At 41.0% G+C, this 21,917-nt stretch carries 14 protein-coding genes; 5 read left to right on the top strand and 9 right to left on the bottom strand.

The features are described from left to right. Window positions 1-160: 160 nt before the first annotated feature. Complete coding sequence (locus tag ACVBIO_RS03685) at window positions 161-1,306, bottom strand: hypothetical protein (protein ID WP_447171998.1); 1,146 nt, start codon at window positions 1,304-1,306, stop codon at window positions 161-163. A gap of 364 nt (window positions 1,307-1,670) precedes the next feature. On the opposite strand from ACVBIO_RS03685, the gene pip reads away from it, so the two are divergent. From pip to ACVBIO_RS03700, 3 genes are all read left to right on the top strand, one after another. Then, the gene (gene pip / locus ACVBIO_RS03690; RefSeq protein WP_447159033.1) at window positions 1,671-2,630 is read left to right on the top strand and encodes a prolyl aminopeptidase; all 960 of its coding nucleotides are present in this window, start codon (window positions 1,671-1,673) and stop codon (window positions 2,628-2,630) included. A 317-nt stretch (window positions 2,631-2,947) separates the two neighbouring features. Beyond that, on the top strand, window positions 2,948-4,039 hold the full coding sequence (locus ACVBIO_RS03695; RefSeq protein ID WP_447171999.1) for an NADH:flavin oxidoreductase: 1,092 nt from the start codon (window positions 2,948-2,950) through the stop codon (window positions 4,037-4,039). A gap of 689 nt (window positions 4,040-4,728) precedes the next feature. Further along, window positions 4,729-6,681 carry a BCCT family transporter gene (locus ACVBIO_RS03700; RefSeq protein ID WP_447172000.1) on the top strand — a complete coding sequence of 651 codons (1,953 nt, stop codon included), beginning with the start codon at window positions 4,729-4,731 and terminating at the stop codon, window positions 6,679-6,681. A 310-nt stretch (window positions 6,682-6,991) separates the two neighbouring features. Here the strand turns inward: ACVBIO_RS03700 and ACVBIO_RS03705 are convergent, their stop codons facing one another. The 6 genes from ACVBIO_RS03705 to ACVBIO_RS03730 all read right to left on the bottom strand — a co-directional run bounded on the left by ACVBIO_RS03705 (window position 6,992) and on the right by ACVBIO_RS03730 (window position 18,865). Further along, window positions 6,992-11,476 (bottom strand): hypothetical protein, encoded by a 4,485-nt coding sequence (locus tag ACVBIO_RS03705; RefSeq protein ID WP_447172001.1) that lies wholly within the window; start codon window positions 11,474-11,476, stop codon window positions 6,992-6,994. Window positions 11,477-11,552: 76 nt separating this feature from the next. Continuing rightward, window positions 11,553-13,319, bottom strand: coding sequence for a hypothetical protein (locus tag ACVBIO_RS03710; RefSeq protein ID WP_447172002.1), 1,767 nt, complete (start codon window positions 13,317-13,319; stop codon window positions 11,553-11,555). A 29-nt stretch (window positions 13,320-13,348) separates the two neighbouring features. Further along, entirely contained in the window at window positions 13,349-14,767 is a 1,419-nt protein-coding gene (locus ACVBIO_RS03715; RefSeq protein ID WP_447172003.1) for a UvrD-helicase domain-containing protein, read from the bottom strand. Further along, window positions 14,767-16,512, bottom strand: coding sequence for an ATP-dependent nuclease (locus ACVBIO_RS03720; RefSeq protein ID WP_447172004.1), 1,746 nt, complete (start codon window positions 16,510-16,512; stop codon window positions 14,767-14,769). The genes ACVBIO_RS03715 and ACVBIO_RS03720 overlap by 1 nt, the downstream gene beginning before the upstream one ends. 337 nt (window positions 16,513-16,849) lie before the next feature. After that, window positions 16,850-17,779, bottom strand: coding sequence for a hypothetical protein (locus ACVBIO_RS03725; RefSeq protein ID WP_447172005.1), 930 nt, complete (start codon window positions 17,777-17,779; stop codon window positions 16,850-16,852). Window positions 17,780-18,628: 849 nt separating this feature from the next. Next, on the bottom strand, window positions 18,629-18,865 hold the full coding sequence (locus tag ACVBIO_RS03730; protein WP_447172006.1) for a helix-turn-helix domain-containing protein: 237 nt from the start codon (window positions 18,863-18,865) through the stop codon (window positions 18,629-18,631). Between the two features lie 101 nt (window positions 18,866-18,966). Between ACVBIO_RS03730 and ACVBIO_RS03735 the strand changes: the two genes are divergently transcribed. Both ACVBIO_RS03735 and ACVBIO_RS03740 read left to right on the top strand, forming a co-directional pair. After that, window positions 18,967-19,476, top strand: coding sequence for a hypothetical protein (locus ACVBIO_RS03735; protein ID WP_447172007.1), 510 nt, complete (start codon window positions 18,967-18,969; stop codon window positions 19,474-19,476). Further along, the gene (locus ACVBIO_RS03740; protein ID WP_447172008.1) at window positions 19,473-20,882 is read left to right on the top strand and encodes a DEAD/DEAH box helicase; all 1,410 of its coding nucleotides are present in this window, start codon (window positions 19,473-19,475) and stop codon (window positions 20,880-20,882) included. The genes ACVBIO_RS03735 and ACVBIO_RS03740 overlap by 4 nt, the downstream gene beginning before the upstream one ends. Before the next feature lie 62 nt (window positions 20,883-20,944). On the opposite strand, the gene ACVBIO_RS03745 is transcribed toward ACVBIO_RS03740, so the two are convergent. Both ACVBIO_RS03745 and ACVBIO_RS03750 read right to left on the bottom strand, forming a co-directional pair. After that, a complete protein-coding gene (locus ACVBIO_RS03745; protein WP_447172009.1) occupies window positions 20,945-21,211 on the bottom strand; it encodes a hypothetical protein in 267 nt (88 codons plus the stop codon). 244 nt (window positions 21,212-21,455) lie between these two features. Then, on the bottom strand, window positions 21,456-21,914 hold the full coding sequence (locus tag ACVBIO_RS03750; RefSeq protein WP_447172010.1) for a hypothetical protein: 459 nt from the start codon (window positions 21,912-21,914) through the stop codon (window positions 21,456-21,458). Between the last annotated feature and the right edge of the window lie 3 nt (window positions 21,915-21,917).

The following is a 21,917-nucleotide window of genomic DNA, read 5'->3' on the forward strand; positions in this document are numbered from 1 at the left end:
TACTCGTAAATCATGTTCAGCTCGTGCTAGCGTGCTTATGAGACAGCCATGGACGTTTTAGGTGAGTTGGAAACAACCAAGTTCAATGCTTAGTTCTAGCTAGCTGTGAAGTAAATAATAATGGATGTCTAAATTATATTTTTGACCTAGTAATGGAGTTTTACTCCATTAGCTTAAGCTGACTCTTACCGTATTCGGTGGCAAACGGCATCGCCTCTTGGGGGCTGAGTGTGAACTCGTTTTCACAGCCGCTGCCGTTAGGTGTTTCCCATAGCTCGATGCCTTTTGGGCTGAGGGTGAGGTAGAAATAACCTGAGCCGTCTGAGTTATCGCAATCCTCAAAAACTTCCATGTCGGCAAATAGCTTTTCGCGTAGGGCTGGTGGCAGTTGGTGACACATTTCATCAAGGGCTGCATCGTCTCTAAACCATTGCCATGGGTTGAATGGTTGGCCATCACTAAGATTGAAGCTAGTGAAAGTACGGTTGATGCCACCAGCGCCATAACCTGCTGCCCAGCGGTAAAATCGTACGCTTAGCCAATCTTGGTTAATAAAATCGATTTCAGCTCCAGTTTCATCTGTGATTGGCAGGCCGGTTTGCGCCAACATTCTGCGGCGGGTTTCAAAGGTTTCTGCAAGTTGAGTCTTACTCGTTAGTTTCTGCTTTAGCCACTGGTTAATCGCCGGTATGCCTGCTTGCTCGCCTTTAAGCTCCAAGCTGATTTCTGTGCCATAGCTGAGTTGGCGATAGCTAGTCTGCTGAGATCCTGATAACTGAGGATTAGCTTGGTCAGAAGTAGATGACTCAGAGTCTTCATTCTCAAATGGCTGCCATTTACCACGGCTAAGCTTTGGCGCTGTTTCTAGTGGCTGGTTGAAAGCATCGCTGCTGCAGTCATTGATGCCATCAGGACTGATTTGGCGTTCAAGCGTAATGGCTAATGATTTTGTGGGCTTATTTTGAGAGGGCTCAGTATTGGACAACTCTTTATTGAACCTCTCGGTTTTAAAGCGTTCTTTATTGAACCAGAGCCCCGTAAGTTGCTGATCGCTGACATTATCAAACTGCCAGAAGTCAGTTTGCTTGTCTTCTTGCCAATGGTTATCGACCTGCTCGAGTCTAATTGGCGTTAAGTAACGCTGATAGTAATAACTGCCTGTGCCGTATTCATTAAAGCAGACACGAATTTTGCTCTTGCCTAAGGTGCCTTGCCAGATCCCGCTTAAGTCATCGGCGGCGAATACTGGAAAAGCAATACTTGAAACTAGTGAAGCGAAAATACAAGGCAACATCCGAGTGTACATAGGGCTTGTCTCTGGGTGTGACTAAAAAAACGTCAATCAAGCTGAATGATAGGCTTGGATTTAAAGCGACACATTAGCGGATTAGTGATTTTAAATCAAAGTGTTCAGCAAGAATAACCAAGACGGCTAGAATCATATACTTCAATATTTCTCGTTAATGGACCCAATTCATAACATCAAGCCTTTTGCACTTTCATGTTCGATTTTGAGCTGAAAAGGTTTCATGATTTTGCTGGGTTAGCGTATGCAATAATGCATCGTCAAAGTCGCAATGCTTATCCTCGATAAACGGCTGCAGCGTCTTGACGCAATCAACATCTCGCTGCTGAACAGCACATCAAGATAACAATATTAGGATCTGTATATGAATAACAATGAGATCGCCGAACTTTACCCGCCAATAGAACCTTATCATCAAGAAATGCTGAGAGTGTCTGATGTTCACGAAATCTATGTTGAGCAATCAGGTAACCCTAATGGCAAGCCGGTGATATATCTGCACGGTGGGCCTGGTGCTGGTACCGATCCTCAGTGTCGACGTTTATTCGACCCTGCCTTGTATCGTATTGTTATTTTTGATCAAAGAGGTTGCGGTAAAAGTACCCCAAAAGGCTGCCTCGAAGATAATACAACCTGGGGTCTTATTAGCGATATGGAGCAGATTAGAGCGCATTTAGGCATTGATACATGGCAAGTCTTTGGTGGGTCGTGGGGCAGCACACTGGCGCTGGCTTATGCGATTAATCATCCACAAGTTGTTGATGAGTTGGTATTGCGTGGAATATTTTTGCTGCGCCGTAAAGAAATTTTATGGTTCTATCAGTGGGGGCACACGCTATTCCCTGATTTATTTGAGCAATATATTGGTTTTATCCCTGAAGATGAGCGTGATGATGTGATTCATGCCTATTACAAGCGCCTTACCAGTGATGATAAAGCGTTAAGAATCGCTGCTGCGCGAGTGTGGGGAAAATGGGAAGGCAGCATGTTATCTGTGTTACCCGATCCGGCTCGTGAAGAGCACTTTAGTTCAGATGAATTTGCCGAAGCATTTGCTCGTGTTGAGTGCCACTACTTTGAAAACCGTGCATTCTTTCCAAGCGATAATTATCTACTCGAGAATATCGATGTCATTCGTCACATTCCTACTGTTATCGTACAAGGGCGTTATGATGTGATCACACCTTTTGAAGCGGCTTGGGATCTACATAAAGCGTTCCCAGAGGCGAAGTTTTTAGTGATCCCAGATGCAGGGCACGCGGTTAGCGAGCCCGGGATCAGAACAGCATTGATAGAAGCGACGGATTTCTTTGCTAACAAGTAGCAATATCCATGGCTGAGTGTTTCGAACATATTAAACTATAGAGCTCTGAAACGAGCATCTTGAGGTCATTTGGGTATAGATGGATGCTCTGGGTAATCATATGCAAGATTAATTTCTAAAAGCTGAACCTAGCTTAAGGAATTTCTTATATTTTGCGCGTAGGATCCTGCGCCTGCTGCGCTCTTATATTGATCAAGATACATTGATTGAGAGAGAACAGTATAAACACAACAGCCATGCCTTATGCGTGGCTGTTGTGTTTTTACTGTTGGGCAACGTTGCTAGCTAGCATTGAATATGATTTAAGAGGATTGCACGTGAGCATTTTGTTTTCACCCAGCCATATTGGCAACATGACACTGAAAAACCGCTTTGTAAGAAGTGCGACGTGGGAAAATATGGCAACTGAAACTGGCCATATGACCGACAAGCTGTACTCGGTGTATGAAGAGCTGGCTAAAGGTGAGGTGGGATTAATCGTCACGGGCTACGCCAACATTGTGGCTGAAGAAAAGCCTAACGCTGGCATGATGGGCATGTATGACGACTCGTTTATCGCTGAATACCAAAAGCTAACTGAGCTGGTACATGGTTACGACTCGAAGATTGTTATGCAGTTGGCTTATGGTGGCACTAAGACCACTTACAATGTGGGTGAGCGAGTGATCTTTGCCCCGAGTGCCATTGCTGAGCGCGGTACTCAAACCTTGGGTAAGGCGATGACTAAAGCCGAGATCGATTACATCGTTAACGCGTTTGCACAGGCGAGTCGCCGCGCGCAAGAGTCTGGTTTTGATGGGGTTGAAATTCATGCTGCGCATACCTATCTAATCAATCAGTTTTTAAGCCCTTATTACAACCAGCGAGAGGATGAATACGGCGGCAGTCTTGAGAACCGCATGCGCTTTTTGCTGGAGATCTACGCTGAGATCCGCAAGTTGGTTGGCGAGGACTACCCAATTCTCGTTAAGTTAACCGCCTCTGAGTTTTTCGATGGTGGCTTAACTTTTGATGAGACCCGCAGCATCTGTAAGAAGCTGGAGTCCATTGGCGTCGATGCAATTATTATATCCGGTAACATTCACGGTAATGCTAATGCCGTGGTAGGTGAATCATTCGATGGTTATACCATACAAAGTGAAGGTTACTTCCGTGAATATGGCGCAGTGATTAGCCAGGAGGTAAACGTCCCCATTATTACCGTTGGCGGCCTAGCGGATATCTGCGCCATTGAAGAGATTGCAGCGAGTACTCATATTCAGTTCTTTGCTCTTTCAAGACCTTTACTTGCCGAGCCACACCTGCTTAAGCGTTGGTCTGAGGGGAGTACTGCAGAAGTGGATTGTGAAAGATGTTCAAAGTGCCGTACTAAGCGCGGTAATTTCTGTGTGGTGTATAAGAGGCGATAATTGCTTGCTGACGCTGTTAGCGTTAAGCGATTCTTGTTTTGTATGGCACGATGATATCGTGCCTGCTACTTTGACACTGTTCTAGCCGCTCCTGCCACACTCCTCTACAGGTACTTTTACAACTTCCCTTTATATCAATCACTCTCTCCCACCAGTTTCAATCAGCAGAATCGCACAGAAAAATCCACGTTACAGCTTGTTTGTTAGAGAGAACTGTCGTGTTGATTTAATGTGCTGGAACAACCTAATAAAGTGAATTATGCATGTTTAGGCTCGATTTTGCCCGAAAGCCTCATTTATATGCTTTTAACCTAAAGACGTGAGGCGTTATAACCATTTTATGCGTGTCCATAAAGCCTGTCTATAAAGGGGTTGGTTGTGTTTTGGTTGTTTTCTGAACGCCTAATTTTTGGCGGGTAAAACTATGTGAGAACTTGGTCACAATTCTGATTGATTCGAGAGATAAGTTTGTCGACAGTTAGGCTAATTAACATTATTTTATCCTTAGTCCATATTAATCGTAATCTGGATAACTTTCGAGTGTTATAAGACTCACAAAAAAAACCGTTCACACACAATACTCATACTCTTTAACTTAGTATCAAACCCGTCTGGTTCTCTCAGTGCGGCGAGCAGCCTGTGGCGTGCACTTAATCAAATCTGTTTTTAGGTTGTTGCGGACAATAAAAATGAAAAAGCACTTTGAGCTTATCGACAAGCCGACATTTTTCGGCGCGTTAGTATTACTGTTTTCTGTGGTTCTCCCCTTACTGGTATTTCCTGAACAAGGGGCGCAATGGATTGCGGTAGCTAAAACGTTTATGACAGACAAATTAGGCTTTGCCTATTTAGGTCTGGGATTGGCTGCTTTTTTCTTCATGATCTATATCGTGTTTTCAGATATCGGCCAAATCAAACTGGGCGATCCTGATGAAAAGCCTGAATTCGCACTGGCGTCTTGGGCGGCTATGCTATTTTGTGGTGGTATCGGTGCCAGTATTCTTTACTGGGGTACTATTGAGTGGGCTTATTACTACCAAAACCCACCTTTCCAGCTAGAAGCGGGAAGTGAAGAAGCGGTGCGTTGGGCGGCAACCTACGGCTTGTTTCATTGGGGACCAATCGCTTGGTGTATCTATATGATCCCAGCCATCCCTATCGCTTACTTCTTTTATGTGCGTAAACAGCCTGTACTTAAGGTATCAGCTGCGCTTATGCCTGTAATTGGCGAAGCAAATAGTTTTGGTAAATTGGGTAAAGTCATCGATATTCTATTTATCTTCGGTCTTTTAGGCGGCGCGGCAACCACGTTAGGTTTAGCGGCCCCTTTGATCAACGAAGGTATTAGCTACTTGTTTGGCATTCCAGCCTCGACGGGTAGTCAAATTGGCGTGTTGATGGTGTGTACGGCCATTTTTGCTTATTCATCTTATATGGGGATGGATAAAGGCATCAAGATCTTGAGTAATATCAACTTCTGGGGTGCGTTAGCTTTGCTGCTGTTTGTACTGATTTGTGGTCCAACTATTTTCATGTTGGAAACCGGTTTAGACTCAATCGGTCGCATGCTATCTAACTTCTTTGTTATGGCGACTTGGGCTGAACCTTTTGGTGGTATGGGAACCTTTGAGGATACACACTTTCCACAAGATTGGACCATTTTTTACTGGGCGTGGTGGTTAGTATTTGCACCGAGTATGGGTCTATTCGTTGCGCGTATTTCTCGTGGTAGAACAATCAAGCAGATGGTATCGGGTGCGGTATTCTTCGGTTCACTCGGTTGTTCATTGTACTTCATCATCCTAGGTAACTACGGTTTATCGTTGCAGCTATCTGGACAGCTTGATGTGGTTAGCATTCTTAATGCTGAGGGCGCGACTCGCGCGATCTTCGCGATTTTAGAAACACTGCCGTTTAGCACTGTCGTCATCGCACTATTTACGCTGTTATGTGTGATTTTTACCGCCACCACGTTTGACTCGATTTCTTATATTCTGGCGTCGGTTGTACAAACCAATGTGACCGAAGATCCGATGCGTTGGAACCGTTTGTTTTGGGCATTCACCTTGTCATTAATGCCGTCGGCCCTATTGTTTATGGGGGGCTTGGCAACCTTGCAAACTGCGGCTATTGTAGGTGGTTTGCCGTTATTGATTATCGCAGTTATGTTGATGATCTCTGGCGTTAAAGCAGCGACCTTAGACTTAGCGCATCAAGATGATTATGTCGATCCGGTGATCAATATTTCTGATCTGCCAGATGTTGATCCTTGGAGTAAGGAAGGTCAGGCATTGGCACGTTTTGAAGGACTGCGTGATAACGCGATTGAAGCGGCAGAGCTTGAGCGTGAAGCTAACGATGCTATCTGGGAGCTGAAAAAGCAATTGCGTAGAGAAGCGCTGGCACGCGGAGAGTCGAGTGTTGAGCTAGGTGACGCACCCGATGAGATTATCGAGCAGCTACGCCAGTTAACAGATGATTCGATGAAGGCTAAACAAACTAAGTTAGAAGCATCACAGCTAGCACAGGAAGCGCGAGTTGGCTTTGATACGCTTATGCGTGAGAAGGAGCAAGGGGAAGCCTTGCAGGCTCAGGAAGATGTTAAGTTAGCGATTCAAGCAAGATTGAATACACCTAGCTAAGTAAGCATATTGTTAGCGCTGTATAGCGTGTGAGTTCAATACCAGTTAAAGGATTTACTGGTATTGAGCGTCAAACTCAAGAGACAAAAAAGCCGCTGATTAGCGGCTTTTTTATTAATAAAGTATTGATAATGAACGGATTATCTCATTGTGTGAAAGTACTGCCACACGTGGAATCTGGAAGATTTCTGTAAAGCCTTTAACAGCAAGGCGTATGTGTATTTTCCAGAAAAATGAGTTTTGACAGTCATTTTTCCTAAAAATATAGATATCAACATATCATTTTCCAGACTATTTATCATTAATCGAATCAGCGTTTAGTATCTTTATTCCACTCAACTTGCTTCCAAAAACCGTTCTCTTTCCAAACAACTCCTTCTGCTCTTCGACCGCAAAAGTTTTTGTTGCTTCCATTAGGATAAGCGCTTCGTTCAGCAATCATCAGCCAAACTGGCTCGATTCCAAAGTTTTCAGAATAGGAGTTGAGAGCATCTTCATCAATGATGACTGAGGTTTGCTCCTCGAAAGAGCTATTAGATTGCACTACTATGCTGCCAAGATTATCTATCCATTGATAAGGGGTCTTTTCAGACATAGAAATTTTCAGCTCATCAGCAAACCACTTTTGTGGCATATACAGGGAAAACCCATCTGGAAGTGATTTATCAAGGTGGCTCTCCCAAAGGTAGTTAGCTACAGGTATTGCAAATTCACATCCATCAGATGAACGTTCTGTATATTTTTCAGATGACCAAGTTTCACGCCAATATGCTTCGTGTAAGTAAGGCCCATCTGTAAACTCCACTGGCCGATAAGAGTGACCATCTATGGACTGATTTGACTCCAGAAATGCCGCTAACTCTTTTGCTTTCCCTCGTTTCACGAATAAACAATAAAAGAATCTGAATTCTTCATACCGAAGTCCATGCTCTCCTGGGCAAGGCTCGTTATACTTTTGCTTATCTAAGTTGAACTCATACAATGCTAGCCAGCTTTTACCTTCCTTATCAACTTTTACAATTTTATTCTTCATAGACTGAGTTGGATCTTCGTCAAAAGGCCAGAGCTTTAGATATTCTTCATTAACTTTTGGAAGTTTGATATTAGGCTCTGTCATCCAGCTGTTAGAGTGAGCATTAGGAATTATGCTTTGATTCCCGTTTGGCAGAATTGTAGGCTCAATATTACGACGGAAATCTTGGTGGCTATACCGATAGATACATGGTTGCTCGGGCCAGTCTTGCAGATACCAGAAGTTATCCGCCAGACGAGCTTGTAGCTCATCTAGGGCAATACGTTGATATTTTTTGCCAATTCGCTCAAAGTCATTTTCATGTCTAGAGTTGGTAGAACCGTATCCATCTCTAGGGAACAGTTTAGAGCTCCAACCCAGACGATAAGCCCTCTTAGTGATCCACAGTCGGCACTGCTGAACATCAATTTTCTTAAATTGTTCTTGGTTGCCATCACCTAAATACTCAATCTTGAATCTTATTTTCTCCTCTTCGTTTAGAAGGTCTTCTAAACTACAGAGGGCATTATGTCTTTCTTCTTTACACTTATTTTCTTCTTGTAAAATTTCTTCTTCATTTTTATCTCCAGCAAATGACAAGAAAGCTACCATGCTAGAGGCATGGGATGCTTTTTTGAACTCCTCTAACGCCAGGGCTCGGCCGCTATAAGGTTGAATTACATCTTGGATAAAACGATGTTTACGTTTCTCTTTTGATATAGGTGCTGGCTTATCAAGTGCTGTAGTCAAAAAGCTATCGACGCGTCCAGGAATACTATACTTCCCGTAATCCCCCCACTCACTAGATGCGGAATCGAAGATTTGTTTCCCACCGCACGCTTCAGCAATAGCCTCAACTTCTTCATTATTCAGATCAAACTTAGGTACATCATTTTTAAATGGGGAGTAGCAATTTTCTAAAATAACTTCATCGCATAGGGCACCCTTTGCATCGGCTAGTTCAACTATCCCCAATGCGTAGTCTCTGGTAAGCAAGGCTACAGGTGGTTTTTTATCAGCAAAAATCTTTGTATAGGTGTTTTTTGAGTAGGTACTTAATCGTTCATTACTCTGTTCTATACAGCACGCACCAAATGCTGCAGCATACAGCCGCTCAATAACATATGGATCATTACAGTCATGCATTTTATCGAGTAAAAAGCCATATATTCCTAAATTTGATATAAATAGTTTGGTTAGTGCCTTTGTCGCTCGGTCTCGTAAGGTCATGTAAGATGATGACAGCGACCATACCAATACGATAGAAGCCAGCTCCATGTGTTTAACTTCAGTAGTTAGTTCAGAAACTGATAATGCCCAGGACACCACACGATCAATTTGGCTCAATTCTTCTCTCGAAGCCCAATTTACCCATTGAGTCCAGCGGTGATCTCTTTCTGGCATTGAGTACTGCTTTAGATGAGTATGCAAATGCAAAGCATTAAACGGATGCTCAATCGCCATTGAAACTTCCACTAGAAGTCCATATGGTTCGAGGTACCTGCCGTCTAGTTTTTTTGATAACTCGCTTGTTGAACCAGAAAAAGCATCAGGACTTCTCCATTTAAAACTTTCTCCAAATCCCACTTGAAGTAGTTGTTCTTCTTGCCAGTGTTGTTCCCAATTGGGCAATGTTTTGGCAAATTCTAATTTAAGCTTCTCTGGGTATACTGTAGATAACGCACTAACCAACCCCGCATATTTGGATTTAACACCATGAGCCAAGCTACCACGGTTAAACAAAAAATTAAGTGGACCATTTTTATCGAAGGCTATATGCGCTTGCTCAATAGTTATCTTCTGAGTCAGAGCTATAGCCATAAGATGATCTTGAAATCTTTGAAACGAAAAGCGTACCAACTCTGAAGGAGAATCGAGTGGATCTGCATTTTTAGAGTAAGGAGGTGGGTCTCGTCGAAACAAACTTGTTTGAATCAGAACCTCTAACCAAGTTTTTCCTTCTGGTGGGGTTCTATCTTTAAAGCTGTCCTTGGCAAGTGTTGTAGCCTGTTCAAGTTCTACATAGTCGCAAGCATCTGCTGCCATTTTATTTGCAATCAACCTGACACACTGCAAAATTGATTTTGAAATAGCACTAGAGTCAGCCGTTTCTACCCCTGTACGCCAACTTAAGGCATCTAAATAGAGCACCATAATTTGAGATATACCAGTTAGGCCACGTGGGAACTCCTTTTCACCTTTTGCATGCAAAGCTTCACAGGTACTTTTTAGAAATAATGGATTACTAAACTCTGGCGATAGCCATGGCGTATTCGGTCTAGCTATACCTTTACTATCAAGGTAACGAATCGCTGCTTGCTCCAGCTCTTTAGGTGTCGAAAATCCATTTATCTTAAATTTAGGTAAAGTTGCCTTGAGGGAGCTAGGGAGTGAGTATGTTAGATACTCTTCCCTACATGAGAACACTGCGGCCAAATAAGGAAACTTTTTAATTTCATTAACAAACTCGGCTAAGTGCTGTCTCCAATATTGTGAACCTACACCTTCGTTAATTGCATCAAATAGTAGAAGAGTCCGTTCACCAATTCGTTCACCTGCAGCGTTAAGCTGCCCCAGAACATCGTCAGCAGAGCTTCCTTCTATTCCTAGTAGAGCAGCGAGTTGCGGCCAAAATACTGAATTTGAAAAGCTCTGACCTAGAACTAGAACTGTTGGCAAGCCTTCGCTTTCTCGTTGCTCCGCGATCTGCCCAAGAATATGAGACTTTCCAGCTCCTGCTGGTCCATGAATCACCGCACATTGTTGTGCTTCAGCTTCAACATTAGGATGGCGAATAGTGTCACTCAATGCACTGCTAGCTGAAGAAACATCACGTAGGCTTTTAAAAGTGTTTTTCAGTCTCTGACTATCGCTCTCATTAAGTTCCTTTTTGTCGATTAAACTATATTGACTTTCGAGTGACCATACAGCTTCACGAAGAGAATTTAATGAACTGACTGTAGAGTTAGTGTCCCATTTTTGGCTAAAGTCACATTGAAATGTGTTTTTAAGCTCTACTAATTCACTCAACGCTTTAGTGGCTTGCGAAAATGCATCAGTACTTGATACAGGCTCTATTGATGAGAACTCAGCATTCGGGATTCTTGTTTTTTTTAGTTCATTAAAAGCATTTATTAACTGCTTAGTTATTCGAGGACCACGAGTTAAAGTATCAAATAAGGCTTCAATCGTTACTTCTACGTGGTCATCAGGGTTAAAACGATCGTCTAGTGTGCTTTTAGCAACATCGACTTGGTTTTGAAACCAAGCATCGTTTAAAACTACTTTGCCAAACCAATACTTGGCCAAAGCGGCGTTTTCAGCCCTGAGTAACATGTCTCTCAGATCGGTTTCTGACCAAAGTTTAAAATGAATTTCAATGGATTTTTCCGCAGCCCAACCTTTCCATGTTTGTACTCGATCGTTCCACTTCTCCCATTGAGACTTTCCTTTTGTTCCCTTATTTGGAGTAAGATCTTTTGGTAATGCGAAGACATATTCTTGAAGCTCAGGATGTACTTTTAATGCTTGCTTTACAGATTCATCCATTTGCTGCCATTGGGCAGTATCTAGTGAGGGAAAAAACTTCGCCTGATAACCTATTTTTTTTCCATTACTGAGAAGCCAGATTGCTTCGACTCCACCATCTCCGCCACAACCATCATTGGGTTGATACTCTATACCGCCTTCCGGGCATTCACGTCTGGCGAGTACACAAACGAGATCTTCAAAAGACTCTCTTTGACCTTTGTTAAAGGCATTGATGGTAGAAAAATCGATCAAAATTTTGGTTCCCTTATAGAAATCACATATGAGTAACTGAGGAGTTGCTTACTCTATTTATCAAGCTCTTTACTCTTTACTCATTACGAAGCAGTAATTGTTGTAATTCATTGGCGATGAGATCTAGCGAAGCAATTACACCGTCCATTACGAAATCAAGTGCCTTTCCATAACCGCTACTTAGGTTAGCTGTATCAAAACCAAGCTTTTGCAAGGTATCTATACACTTCTCCATTGCATCATGTGCATCAGCTATTCTAAGGTCATTGTTTAAAAAGAGGGGGGCTAATTTCGGGTTTAGATCTTTCCAACCTTCAGGTTCATGCTCGGATGGAAAGTCATGAACGGATTCAAGTTGGTTGTTTAAAGATTCCAGTGTGTTTAATAAAGATTGAATGAGCTTTAGACTGCCGAGATCTCTAATTTTAGCCCGAGGGCAGCCAGCTTTAATAAGAAGAGACTTAAGGAATCCGTTCGGAATTTTTTGTAATAGTTCGTGCATACTTTTACAGCGAGTTAAAAACATTTGTTGGGTCATATCGACAGGCGCTACTTGCGCTAGGCGGCTTAGCATTGGATATTTTAGCCACCCATTCGCTTCAAATTCTCTACGACTGAATCCTGTTAATTCTTCGGCAGAGTTCATCAGCCCTATACTATCTCCTAGTTGTGATAGGCCATCACCCAAATCTAGTAGTGCATCTAGTAACCGTTGCACCTTATTGACGATATGTTCTTCATCTAAGTCAATATGCTCCAAATCAGTGGGATCAATGACATGCTCGTATGCATGAACAATTTCACGGTCTGGTTTAGGCTTATATAATTCTCTCATTGGAATTTTTATGAGATTTCTACCGACCCGTTGGCATTCAGTGAAACTCCACTGTCCTTGATAGGAAGGGCTGCAATTCCATTTCGCCCATGCTTTGAAGGGGGTTGTATCGTAAAAAGTACTTTGTTCGTATTTTTCTAAAAATCTATCATTAAGATAAACTGGGTTATGAGATCTAAGAGAGTTTGCTCTAGCATGTGTCATTGGGGCTTTATCTCCTGGCCAAAGGAGATCATCAGCATTTTGCTCTGTACACAGTTCAGGCATTACCGCTTCTACAGATGCCCAAAGTTGTAGCAGAAGTCCATTGTTATGCTCACTTATGTCCAGTTCATACCATTTTATGCCCTCTGTTGGTTTGAGAACTATGTGTGATTTTCCATTCATTATTTCGCGAAGTTGGGGGGTATCATTTAGCTGTTTTTCATAAAAGAACACTCGAAAGCCTCGAGCCCCTCGTAACCACAAATAGCGCCTCAGATATTCGTTCGACATTCGCCAACATACATTTTTTTTCAGTGAGTAGTGGTATTGAGTCGAAATTTCACCATCTGCGACATCAAATTCAGGAAGACCTAAGTCATCGTAAACTAAGCGCTGTTCATCATTGCCAACACAGCGAGGTGATAATCCAAGAGCCATCCAGACTTTTTCAGACAAACTATACGAATAAAACGAGCTACTGCCCCATGCTGCAACAATGTAATCGTGACCTGATATTGAAGGCGTAAAATCTTTTATGCTGCCAACATCTCCGTGACATGGGACAGAATACTCAACAACACCGTTTCCAGCTTCTGTTAGAGTTTTCAACTGTTGGTTATCTGTTACAACGGCCATTTGCAGATGAAGGTGCTCAGCATTTGGACCATATTGATCTGTTTCTTGCATGGCAGCAACTTCTACTCTTATATTTGCTGATAGCCCAACAGGTGTTAACAGTTCACGAAGCTTTGACGGAAGTGATTCCTCTTGTATCGGAAAAGCGGCAAGGTAATCAAATTTCATTTTATAAGCCCATCTTTAATATTTTCATTTTATGGAATATAAACGTCACGAGAGAATATCGTAATCGTTTTAGCTCCACGTGAAAGTGCAACATACAAGTGGTTTGCGTTCATTCCTCGAGCTTGCGCATCAAGAATCATGCAATGATCGGCCTCTAAGCCTTTGAGCAAAAGGGTCGAACCAATCGCTCGACTTGGTATCCGTTTATCTCCTTGCTGGCGTAAGCGTTCTCTTATTGAAGACGCTGCTTCAAATATACTCATTGTTGGGGAAGTTACAGCAAGAGATAAAGAGTCCTTTAAAGCGTTGTATGCGCCTTTACGGTAAACACGAGTACCCGTTTTTAGCTCTATTTGCTGAAGAGCTTCAAGGATATTTGATCGAGAACTATCAATAACAACGTTACAAAGTGCTTGCTCACTATTTGTTGCAGGAGTCCTATTTCGACTATTGAGAATACTGTCTACTCGTTGCGATGTGGTTGCCATTTCGACATTAGTCATCATAGTACTAGCAACTTGCAAAATAGAGTCTGAAAGAGCTACCCCTGTATTGTCATCAAATTGCCTTGCGGCACCAGTCACGCTTGCAAGTTGAACTGGCTCAACGACTTCAATTCGCGAATTACCTTGAGCATAACCATGCCTTGAACGTTCATCCATTGAGCTACCAATTACTAATAGAGAATCTGCTGGGTAGTGATTTAAAATAGAGTGTTGTGCATTATGCTGATTAGTTATGTCTGTTCGGACTACGTCTGTCAGTGGGTGCAATATTACATGAGCGGGACATGTTCTAAGGTCAACTCTTGCCCCTTGTTTTAGTGCCTCCCTTGTTTCAAGTATCCACCGTCCAAGCAATGGTGCTCCAGCATTGTTCCAACGCCATGGTGTATTTAATTCACCTATAAGTGGAAATTGCTGCAGAACTCCGCCGCCCCAATCAGGCATTGGACCTCCGAAGTTAAAAATACATTGCATAGGGTCGCCAAAAATAACTGTCGGGAGAACTTCTGAAAGTGAAGCAATTAGATTGTGTTGGTTAACGTCACAGTCTTGATATTCGTCTACAAGTAGTCGTGAATATGATGCTCGTAGAATGTCACTAATGCTACCTGTAATGAGCAACCTCAATACTGATTGCCTGATTTCTGGATAGAAAAGCCGAGGAGTTTCTGGTGAAGAATGAATAGGACAGGTTACAGGGAAACTACTTGCTATACGAAGTGCCCAGCCATCAATGGTAGTTACAACGTAGTGCGACGTTGGCACTGAAAGCTTTCGGAGTCTTTTTTTTAGTGCCGAAACTCCTGCTGTGGTGTGTGTTAGCACCAATATAGGCTTGGTATTTTTTACGGATAATGTCTCTGTGATTAAATGGGTTTTACCGCAACCTGCAGGAGCAACAATTGCCCCCCGTTCTGCATCGAGAACGGCTTCAACTCTCATTATGCCTCACCTTGGCTACTAGCCCATAAGAGAAGGTTGGTTAGATTGCTAATGAGTATCGGGGAGAAACCTTGAAAGTTAGGGCCGATTATATATCGAGCCATATCCTCTGCGGGTTCAATGTCTTTAAACCAACCTTTTTTATTTGCCGCTTTTGCTAATACAAACCTATGGCTGTCATTGAAGCGTTCTCGACAGTCATCTAAGGTAATTTGGTTATTTGAATAGTTACTTATGTTTGCTCTAACTGAGTCTTCGCCCTTACGGCTGATTGCTAACGCTAATAGGTTTGGAATTATGTTTAATGGGCATGCTAAAAATAAAGCATCTTCAGTTGCATTGTCGTTAAGCCATTCGAAAATAGGTATTCCTATACCTACCATTTCAGCGGTTAGTTGCTGATGTTGTTGTGCTTTATCAGAATCTTTAAAAAGAGATATAGGATAACCAAGAGATTTGAACACTCTTGCTCTTGCGAACATGCTATCGCCACCGCCATCGGCACAATAAACTCCTTTTGCAAGAATTGTCGGATGATTGCTATCTTGATTGTATAGGTCAATCCCTCTTACTAATCCGATTTCAGTTTTACCTTCACAAACGATTACAGCTTTACTCAAAAAAGCTTCTGCACAGACTCTTAGTGTTGATTGTTGCTCTTCTCCATCATTTAAGGAGAAGATGGAGTGTGAGCATAACGGATGTGATGCTGGCACATTTTGTATCGGTGGAAGATGATTCAGTTTACGAACAACATGCAACTGACAAGCCTGTAACTCGCGCAAGACGTAAGGTGAGTGAGTTGTAATAAAAACTTGTTGCGTTGGCTCTATATCTTTTGAACCTAGTTCGTTAAGCAATCTAGTAATACGGTATGGTTCAAGACCATATTCAGCTTCATCTACGATAAGAATATTAGAACAACTAGCTGCCTTTTGTAGACCGCTAATGAGAAGGCGTGATGATCCTGTTCCTAATTGCCTTAGAGGTGTTCCATCATTATTGTGGAGGCTTATGGCACCATTGGACATGGATATTCCATTTACATCAAGAAGAGCGCTAAGCTGTCCAACTGGTACACCAAGACCATTGGCAATTTGTTGGACTTGGCTCAAAACCTCTGTGACCCCCTGTACTTGTTGTGCTGCAAAGGCTTGACGGGTTTGCCGCCCCAATTGAGCAAGAACTGAAGATACATCTAATGTATCTTCAGAAAGCTTGTTCAGTACTGACCGATTTCCCCATGCTAGGTTTTGATGTGAGGTAGTGCCAAGTCGGGCAGGTGATAATAGCTCTCGGTGTTTCCAAGGTAATCTACGTTCGAGACCATCAGCATCTGCACGGTCAGAATATAATCGCCAATCAGGCGCTAAGTCAGCATCTACGTGAAGCTTAACAGTAAGAACCGTTTCCCAATTTGGTTGTGGCTCATCGGAGATATCTTTGGTCTCAGAATTGAAACCTCGAAGAAAAAAACCGTATCGCTCAACATTTTTTAATTCATCATGAAGCTCGCCAATTGTGACCGTGATAGTTAATGGTGATGAAGTGTCTAGCTGATAGAAGTCAGCATCGTTGAAAGAGTATGAACGTCTTGCACCTAGAGCAAGATCTATAGCATCTAAAATTGTCGATTTCCCCGAATCACCAGGACCTATGAGACAATTCAGTCCAGGCTTGGGAAACCAAGATAGCTGCTTAATTGCTCTAAAATTTTGTATTTCTATGTGGCGAATAACAGACATGCCAAATCCCTTAGCTCAAAGTCAAAATCATGACTAAGATATCAGCTAATATAGGATTAAGGTATGTGGTGTATCACTATTTATCGTAATTCTTATTACAATAGCCAGAGGGTCAAGTTGATTTGAGATCGATATCTAATAGAGGATAACTATATGGAATTAATAGTTTAAAAACAAAAAAAGCCCACACTTGGTGGACTTTTTTGTAATTTGTTAATGTGTATCAGTAGTCATAGATTTGAACTAAAAAGCACAAATAATTAACTAGTCGTAATAGCAGGTTGATACGCCCATCGCTAAGACCATGCTGTAAAGATAGTCAATTTTGACGCATCTGTCAATTAAGCTTTGATATTTCAAGCATCAGATCATCGAATGAGCCTTCAAGATCGAGGTACTGGGCAGCAGATCTAATCGAAGTCTTATATTGTTCATTTTCAGCATCTTTAGTTTTAATACTTTCTTTGAGAGATTCTAGATTTTGCAATAGCTTCTTTTTTTCATTAGTCATTGATTCCAATCGTAACGCCAATGCGGAAGCCTCTGATATTATTGCTTTTGCGTATGTTTTACTTAGGATGTCAATTAAAGCACTTTTATCGATTTTGCATAATTTATGTTTAGTAAAATCATTTGAATAATTCCCATCTTTGTTTCTCATTGGGAAGATTCGATATACTGAAACAGTTTGTACCATTGAGATTAAAGCACTACTATCATTTTTTTTGTAGCGACTTGAGAGGCCATTGAAGCTTTCTCGGCTTATAGGTAATTGCTTTGGATGTCCAGGCGATGGTCTAGTCGTTAAGGGGATGATTTGAGCTTTTTCATCTTCACAATGTATCACTATACATGGTCGTTTTTTATGTAATTCACCAGGCATCAATGCAATTGAGGAGTTCTTATTCTTCCCTTTTAACTCTGAGCTGAAAATATGCTGCTGAAAACCAAATTCAACTTCAACTAGTTGGTATTGATTAGAACGAAGTATTGTAGAAGGCTTTTTAGAAAACTGGTTTTGTGCAAAATTCCCTAAAGATTCTGGGGCTGAAACACCTAAGAGGTGTATGGTTATCTTTGTTCCATTTATGACCAAGTCTATAACTTTCCACACAGTCGTATCTGGCTTGCTTTTAAAGCAATAACGCATATAAACGTCGTGTTTTTCTACCTTAAAATCAGGAATTAAAATCTCGGAAATATCAGTGAATACAGCGTTACCAAGTGCAATCCCTGCATCGTCAATGTACTCTACTGTTGTTGTCATATTTACGGCTTCTAGAAAAAGACACTATGATACTTAACAAATACTGCGTTTGAAAGTCATTGAATGGTTATTATCGCCTCCTCGATTCCGTTCTAAAATAGCCATGGGTAAAAATTCGGAGGTTTTATGGACACTTACCAACCGACCTGCAAATGTTCAGGAATATCTAAAACACCTTGATGATGGTAACCCCCTAGTTTTTTTAGACACTGAACTGTTTTTCAAATTGCAGATTCTGACTTATACAACAAGGCCTGTTCCGGTGGCTCAATGAGACAAGTGTTGTAATGGTTGAAAAGGTTATGTTCACTTTAACGACTCGCTAAACGATTAAGTAACTGTAAATAAAGCACTTTAAGTCTAGCCGTAACAGATCTGTAATGTTTTATGTGAATTTATTCAAAGCTTACAAAACTAGGTAAATTATCTCATCTATTTATATATGATTACGGGTACAAATAAATAGATGTTTAGCTACCAAATATACAGATCTGACGATTCTTAGTAACTATCAAGAAGTGGTAGTTGATGAATAATCCTCACCTGAATAGAAGCAATAATATCGCCTCTATTTTGGCGTGGTATGGCAAAGTTGTTAACATTAATCTGTGTATCTACAATTTCATGGTTAAGGTCTTTGAATACATAGAAAGTAAAAGTGTTGAATTATCCGGAGATGAGTATTTAGATTGTGCTGACTCACATGAATTCGAAACTAAAATTTGATTAAACAATGTGGCTTTGGGACCTTTTTATAAGTTTCATTACAATCTTAACTGATAAGATAATAATTTTATTAACCTAAACCCTCCCCCAATAGGTGAGTCACGCGTAGTTTGAATATTAGCACTAGTCTAGTTTTATTTTATACTTGAGTCTCTCAGGTAGAATTTCATCAAACTCACAGTCAAGTGCATTAACTATTTTGTATAAAGTTTCCAGCCTGATGTTGACGCAACCCCTTTCCATTTTTCCATAGTTCCCCCTTTCAATACCGACATATGCTGCAAATGCCTCTTGAGAATAGCCAGCATTAACTCTGAGATATCTTAATTTCTCACCAAATTCATTTACTAAATCACTCACCTATCAACACTCCAGGTAAAATGATTAGATTTTCATATTGAGGTGGAAGGCACCACGCCCTATAATACCCATTCGTGATAAATTATTAGGATCTGTTTTTGATGTTAGACCCATTCGTAGCTCAAATCATTGAAGCAGAAAACTTTGATAAGTTCACAACAAGTGATGTCCGGTCAGCATATATTGCATTAAAAAAAGACCCCACTTTGGAAAGCGCAGAGGTCAGGAGAATGATTTATGCAGAATTAATGAAGTTAGTAAAAAAAGGCTGGTTAGAGAGGAATATTCCCAAACAAAAGGGACTGACTCGATTCAAAAAAACAGTTCATTTTGATGCCAAAAGGCTCCCTGTCAAGCCTATAGCTTTATTACCTATTTCTAATGAATACGGCATTGATGAGCATAAGAAATTGAGCGCAAAACTAAACTACTATAAATCAGAATTATTATTGAGTTTAGGTGAATCAGAGGCATACAAAGAGATATACCTAGAGTTGCCTGATTTAGCTGAAGAGTTACAACCTAAGTACAATTTAGCTAGGGAAAATAGCACTAAGTTGCTGGGGAAAATCAAGGCTATTGAAGCGATCATCGAACAGAGAAATATATGAGACTTAGACGTTGGCAAAATGCATGTATAGATTCGTCTTTAAAACAATACCTTAATGGACAGTCTCATTTCTTAGTTTTAGCTACCCCTGGTTCGGGAAAGACTCTGATGGCCTCAGTTTTATCTAACCACCTATTGAAGAATGACCTTGTTGATTTAATCTTTTGCTTTTCCCCATCCTCGATAGTTTCTATGGATTTTGCTGAGTGCTTGCAATTAAGTTCAAATGAACGTTTTGACGGGCTAATTGGTTCCAAGGGCAGAGCTTTTACTTATCAACATTTGCAGTACTTAGATGGTGCTTTTTGGGAGCTTTTTGAAAAATATCGAGTATTCGTTATTTTCGATGAAATCCATCATTGTGCGGGGTCTACTGTCGATAATGCGAATTCATGGGGAGAGCATATTATTCTAAACATTCAGAACAAAGCTAAATTCACCATGGCATTAACCGGTACTCCTTGGCGCTCAGATACAGCCCCTATCGTTTTTTCTAGCTATGCCTTACCAGATGGTCAAATCTCATGTGATTACGTTTATGGGCTTTATGAGGCTATTTTAGACGGTGTTTGTCGCGTACCTCAGATAATCGCTGTTGATAACAATCATATTTCAGTAATAGAAAATAATGAAACCGCCGTATTTGAAAGTTTTGATGATCTACTGTCTAACTCCCAAGTGGCATACCAGGACGTAATCGAAAATGAGGATGTAATCAAACACATCATCACTTCAGCTAGTAAAAAGTTGGATTTTATACGACTAGAAAACTCTAAGGCCGCTGGCCTAATCGTAGCTTCATCGATAGAACAGGCAAATAGAATTTCAACATTAGTCAAAAAATGGTTTCATGAAGAAACTGTTGTCGCTACTTATAAGGAAAGTGAGCCAACAGCTATTATTCAACGATTCAGGCACTCAGACTCCAAGTGGATTATTGCTGTAGGGATGATTAGCGAGGGAACAAACATCCCACGTTTACAGGTGTGTTGTTATCTCTCAAACATAAGAACTGAAATGTGTTTTAGACAAACACTTGGACGAATACTTAGAGTTACTGACGCTATTAACCAGGAAGCGATTCTTTATATGCCAGCGGAGCCAAAACTGCTTGAGTATGCCTATAGGGTTAGACATGACGTGCCTTTTGAAGCTGATACTGTAAGGTTTGAAACAATGGGTTCACTGCTTGTCGGCGATGAGATTAGTAGTAAAAATAGAGCTATTGCTTTGAATGAACCTAGCATTGATTTGGTTGACAAAGAGATCAAACTTAATGAGTTCAGTGAAAGCACCGATGGTTTGTTGGATGAAGATTTTTTATCTACTTCATATGACCAGGTGATGAATATATTTGGTCGCTTCAAACAAGAAACTATAGCCCTAGGACTAGAGTTGGGGCGTTGAAATGACTTTACTTGATTCAACTCTGATTATTGGTGATTATTCAGCTTGATACTGTAACTTAATCAAGCCTTTGAAACTGGATCAACCATAATAGTTATCTTTTGTGGTTTGTCTTGAAGGGATCGAATGAAAACAGGCTCGGACCTCACACCGGTGTTGTTTTTATCTATCATTTCGCAATCATCTAAATGCTGAATTAACATTTTGATCGCGGCTCTATATTTTTCTGGAACTCTCATAACGACAGTTTTTTCATATTTAGTTTTTCTACCAGCCCCGGTTCTAAATCCGCCATGCGTTACCTTGTATTCAACTTTTTCTTCAGACATGTAAACCCCAATTTTGATTATGTTACAAAATCAATTAGCCTTGAATAAGTTACATATTCAAGAGGACGTCGATACTTTTAATGATAAAGGATAGCTTTACATGCTGTTAAGTTAGGAGAATTGACAAGTATGTGTGACTGTAATCCTTAGATGAAAATTTCACTTTCATTACACATTAATCTAGCAATCGTTTGTATATTTGGGAACCTGACATATTAAGTTAAAACTTATTCATTTATCGTGTTCATTGTATCGCAGTGACTTTCCCTCTTCTTAATTCGACTACCTGACTTTTTAGCTCTGTATTTTCATACTCCAGATCATCAATTCGTGCTAATGCTTTCACTAATTGGTCATTCAAATGGTGTTGAGAGGCTGCAATCAGCGATAGCTTTTCCCTTGCATCTTCATATTTTTGTTTAAAGTTACTTTTGATTCGTTTTTGCTCATTTAGCTTATCACGAACCGCATCCACTTCTGGTTTGGTATATTCACCATTGTCTTTGGCGATGTCCGCCTTTATTTGTTTCACTTTCTCAACAAAGTCAGGGTAGTAGTAGCCACTGCCGTTGCCGAGTTTGGCTTCCTCTTCTACTGCCCTTACGCTTAATTTTCTAGTTGTAGGGATGTATTTGGGTTTACCTTGAACAATGCGCTCAAGAGCCGCTTCTAATGCAAGTAAGGTATTTTCACTTTTGCCCATTAT

The organism is Shewanella sp. 0m-8, assembly GCF_052977265.1.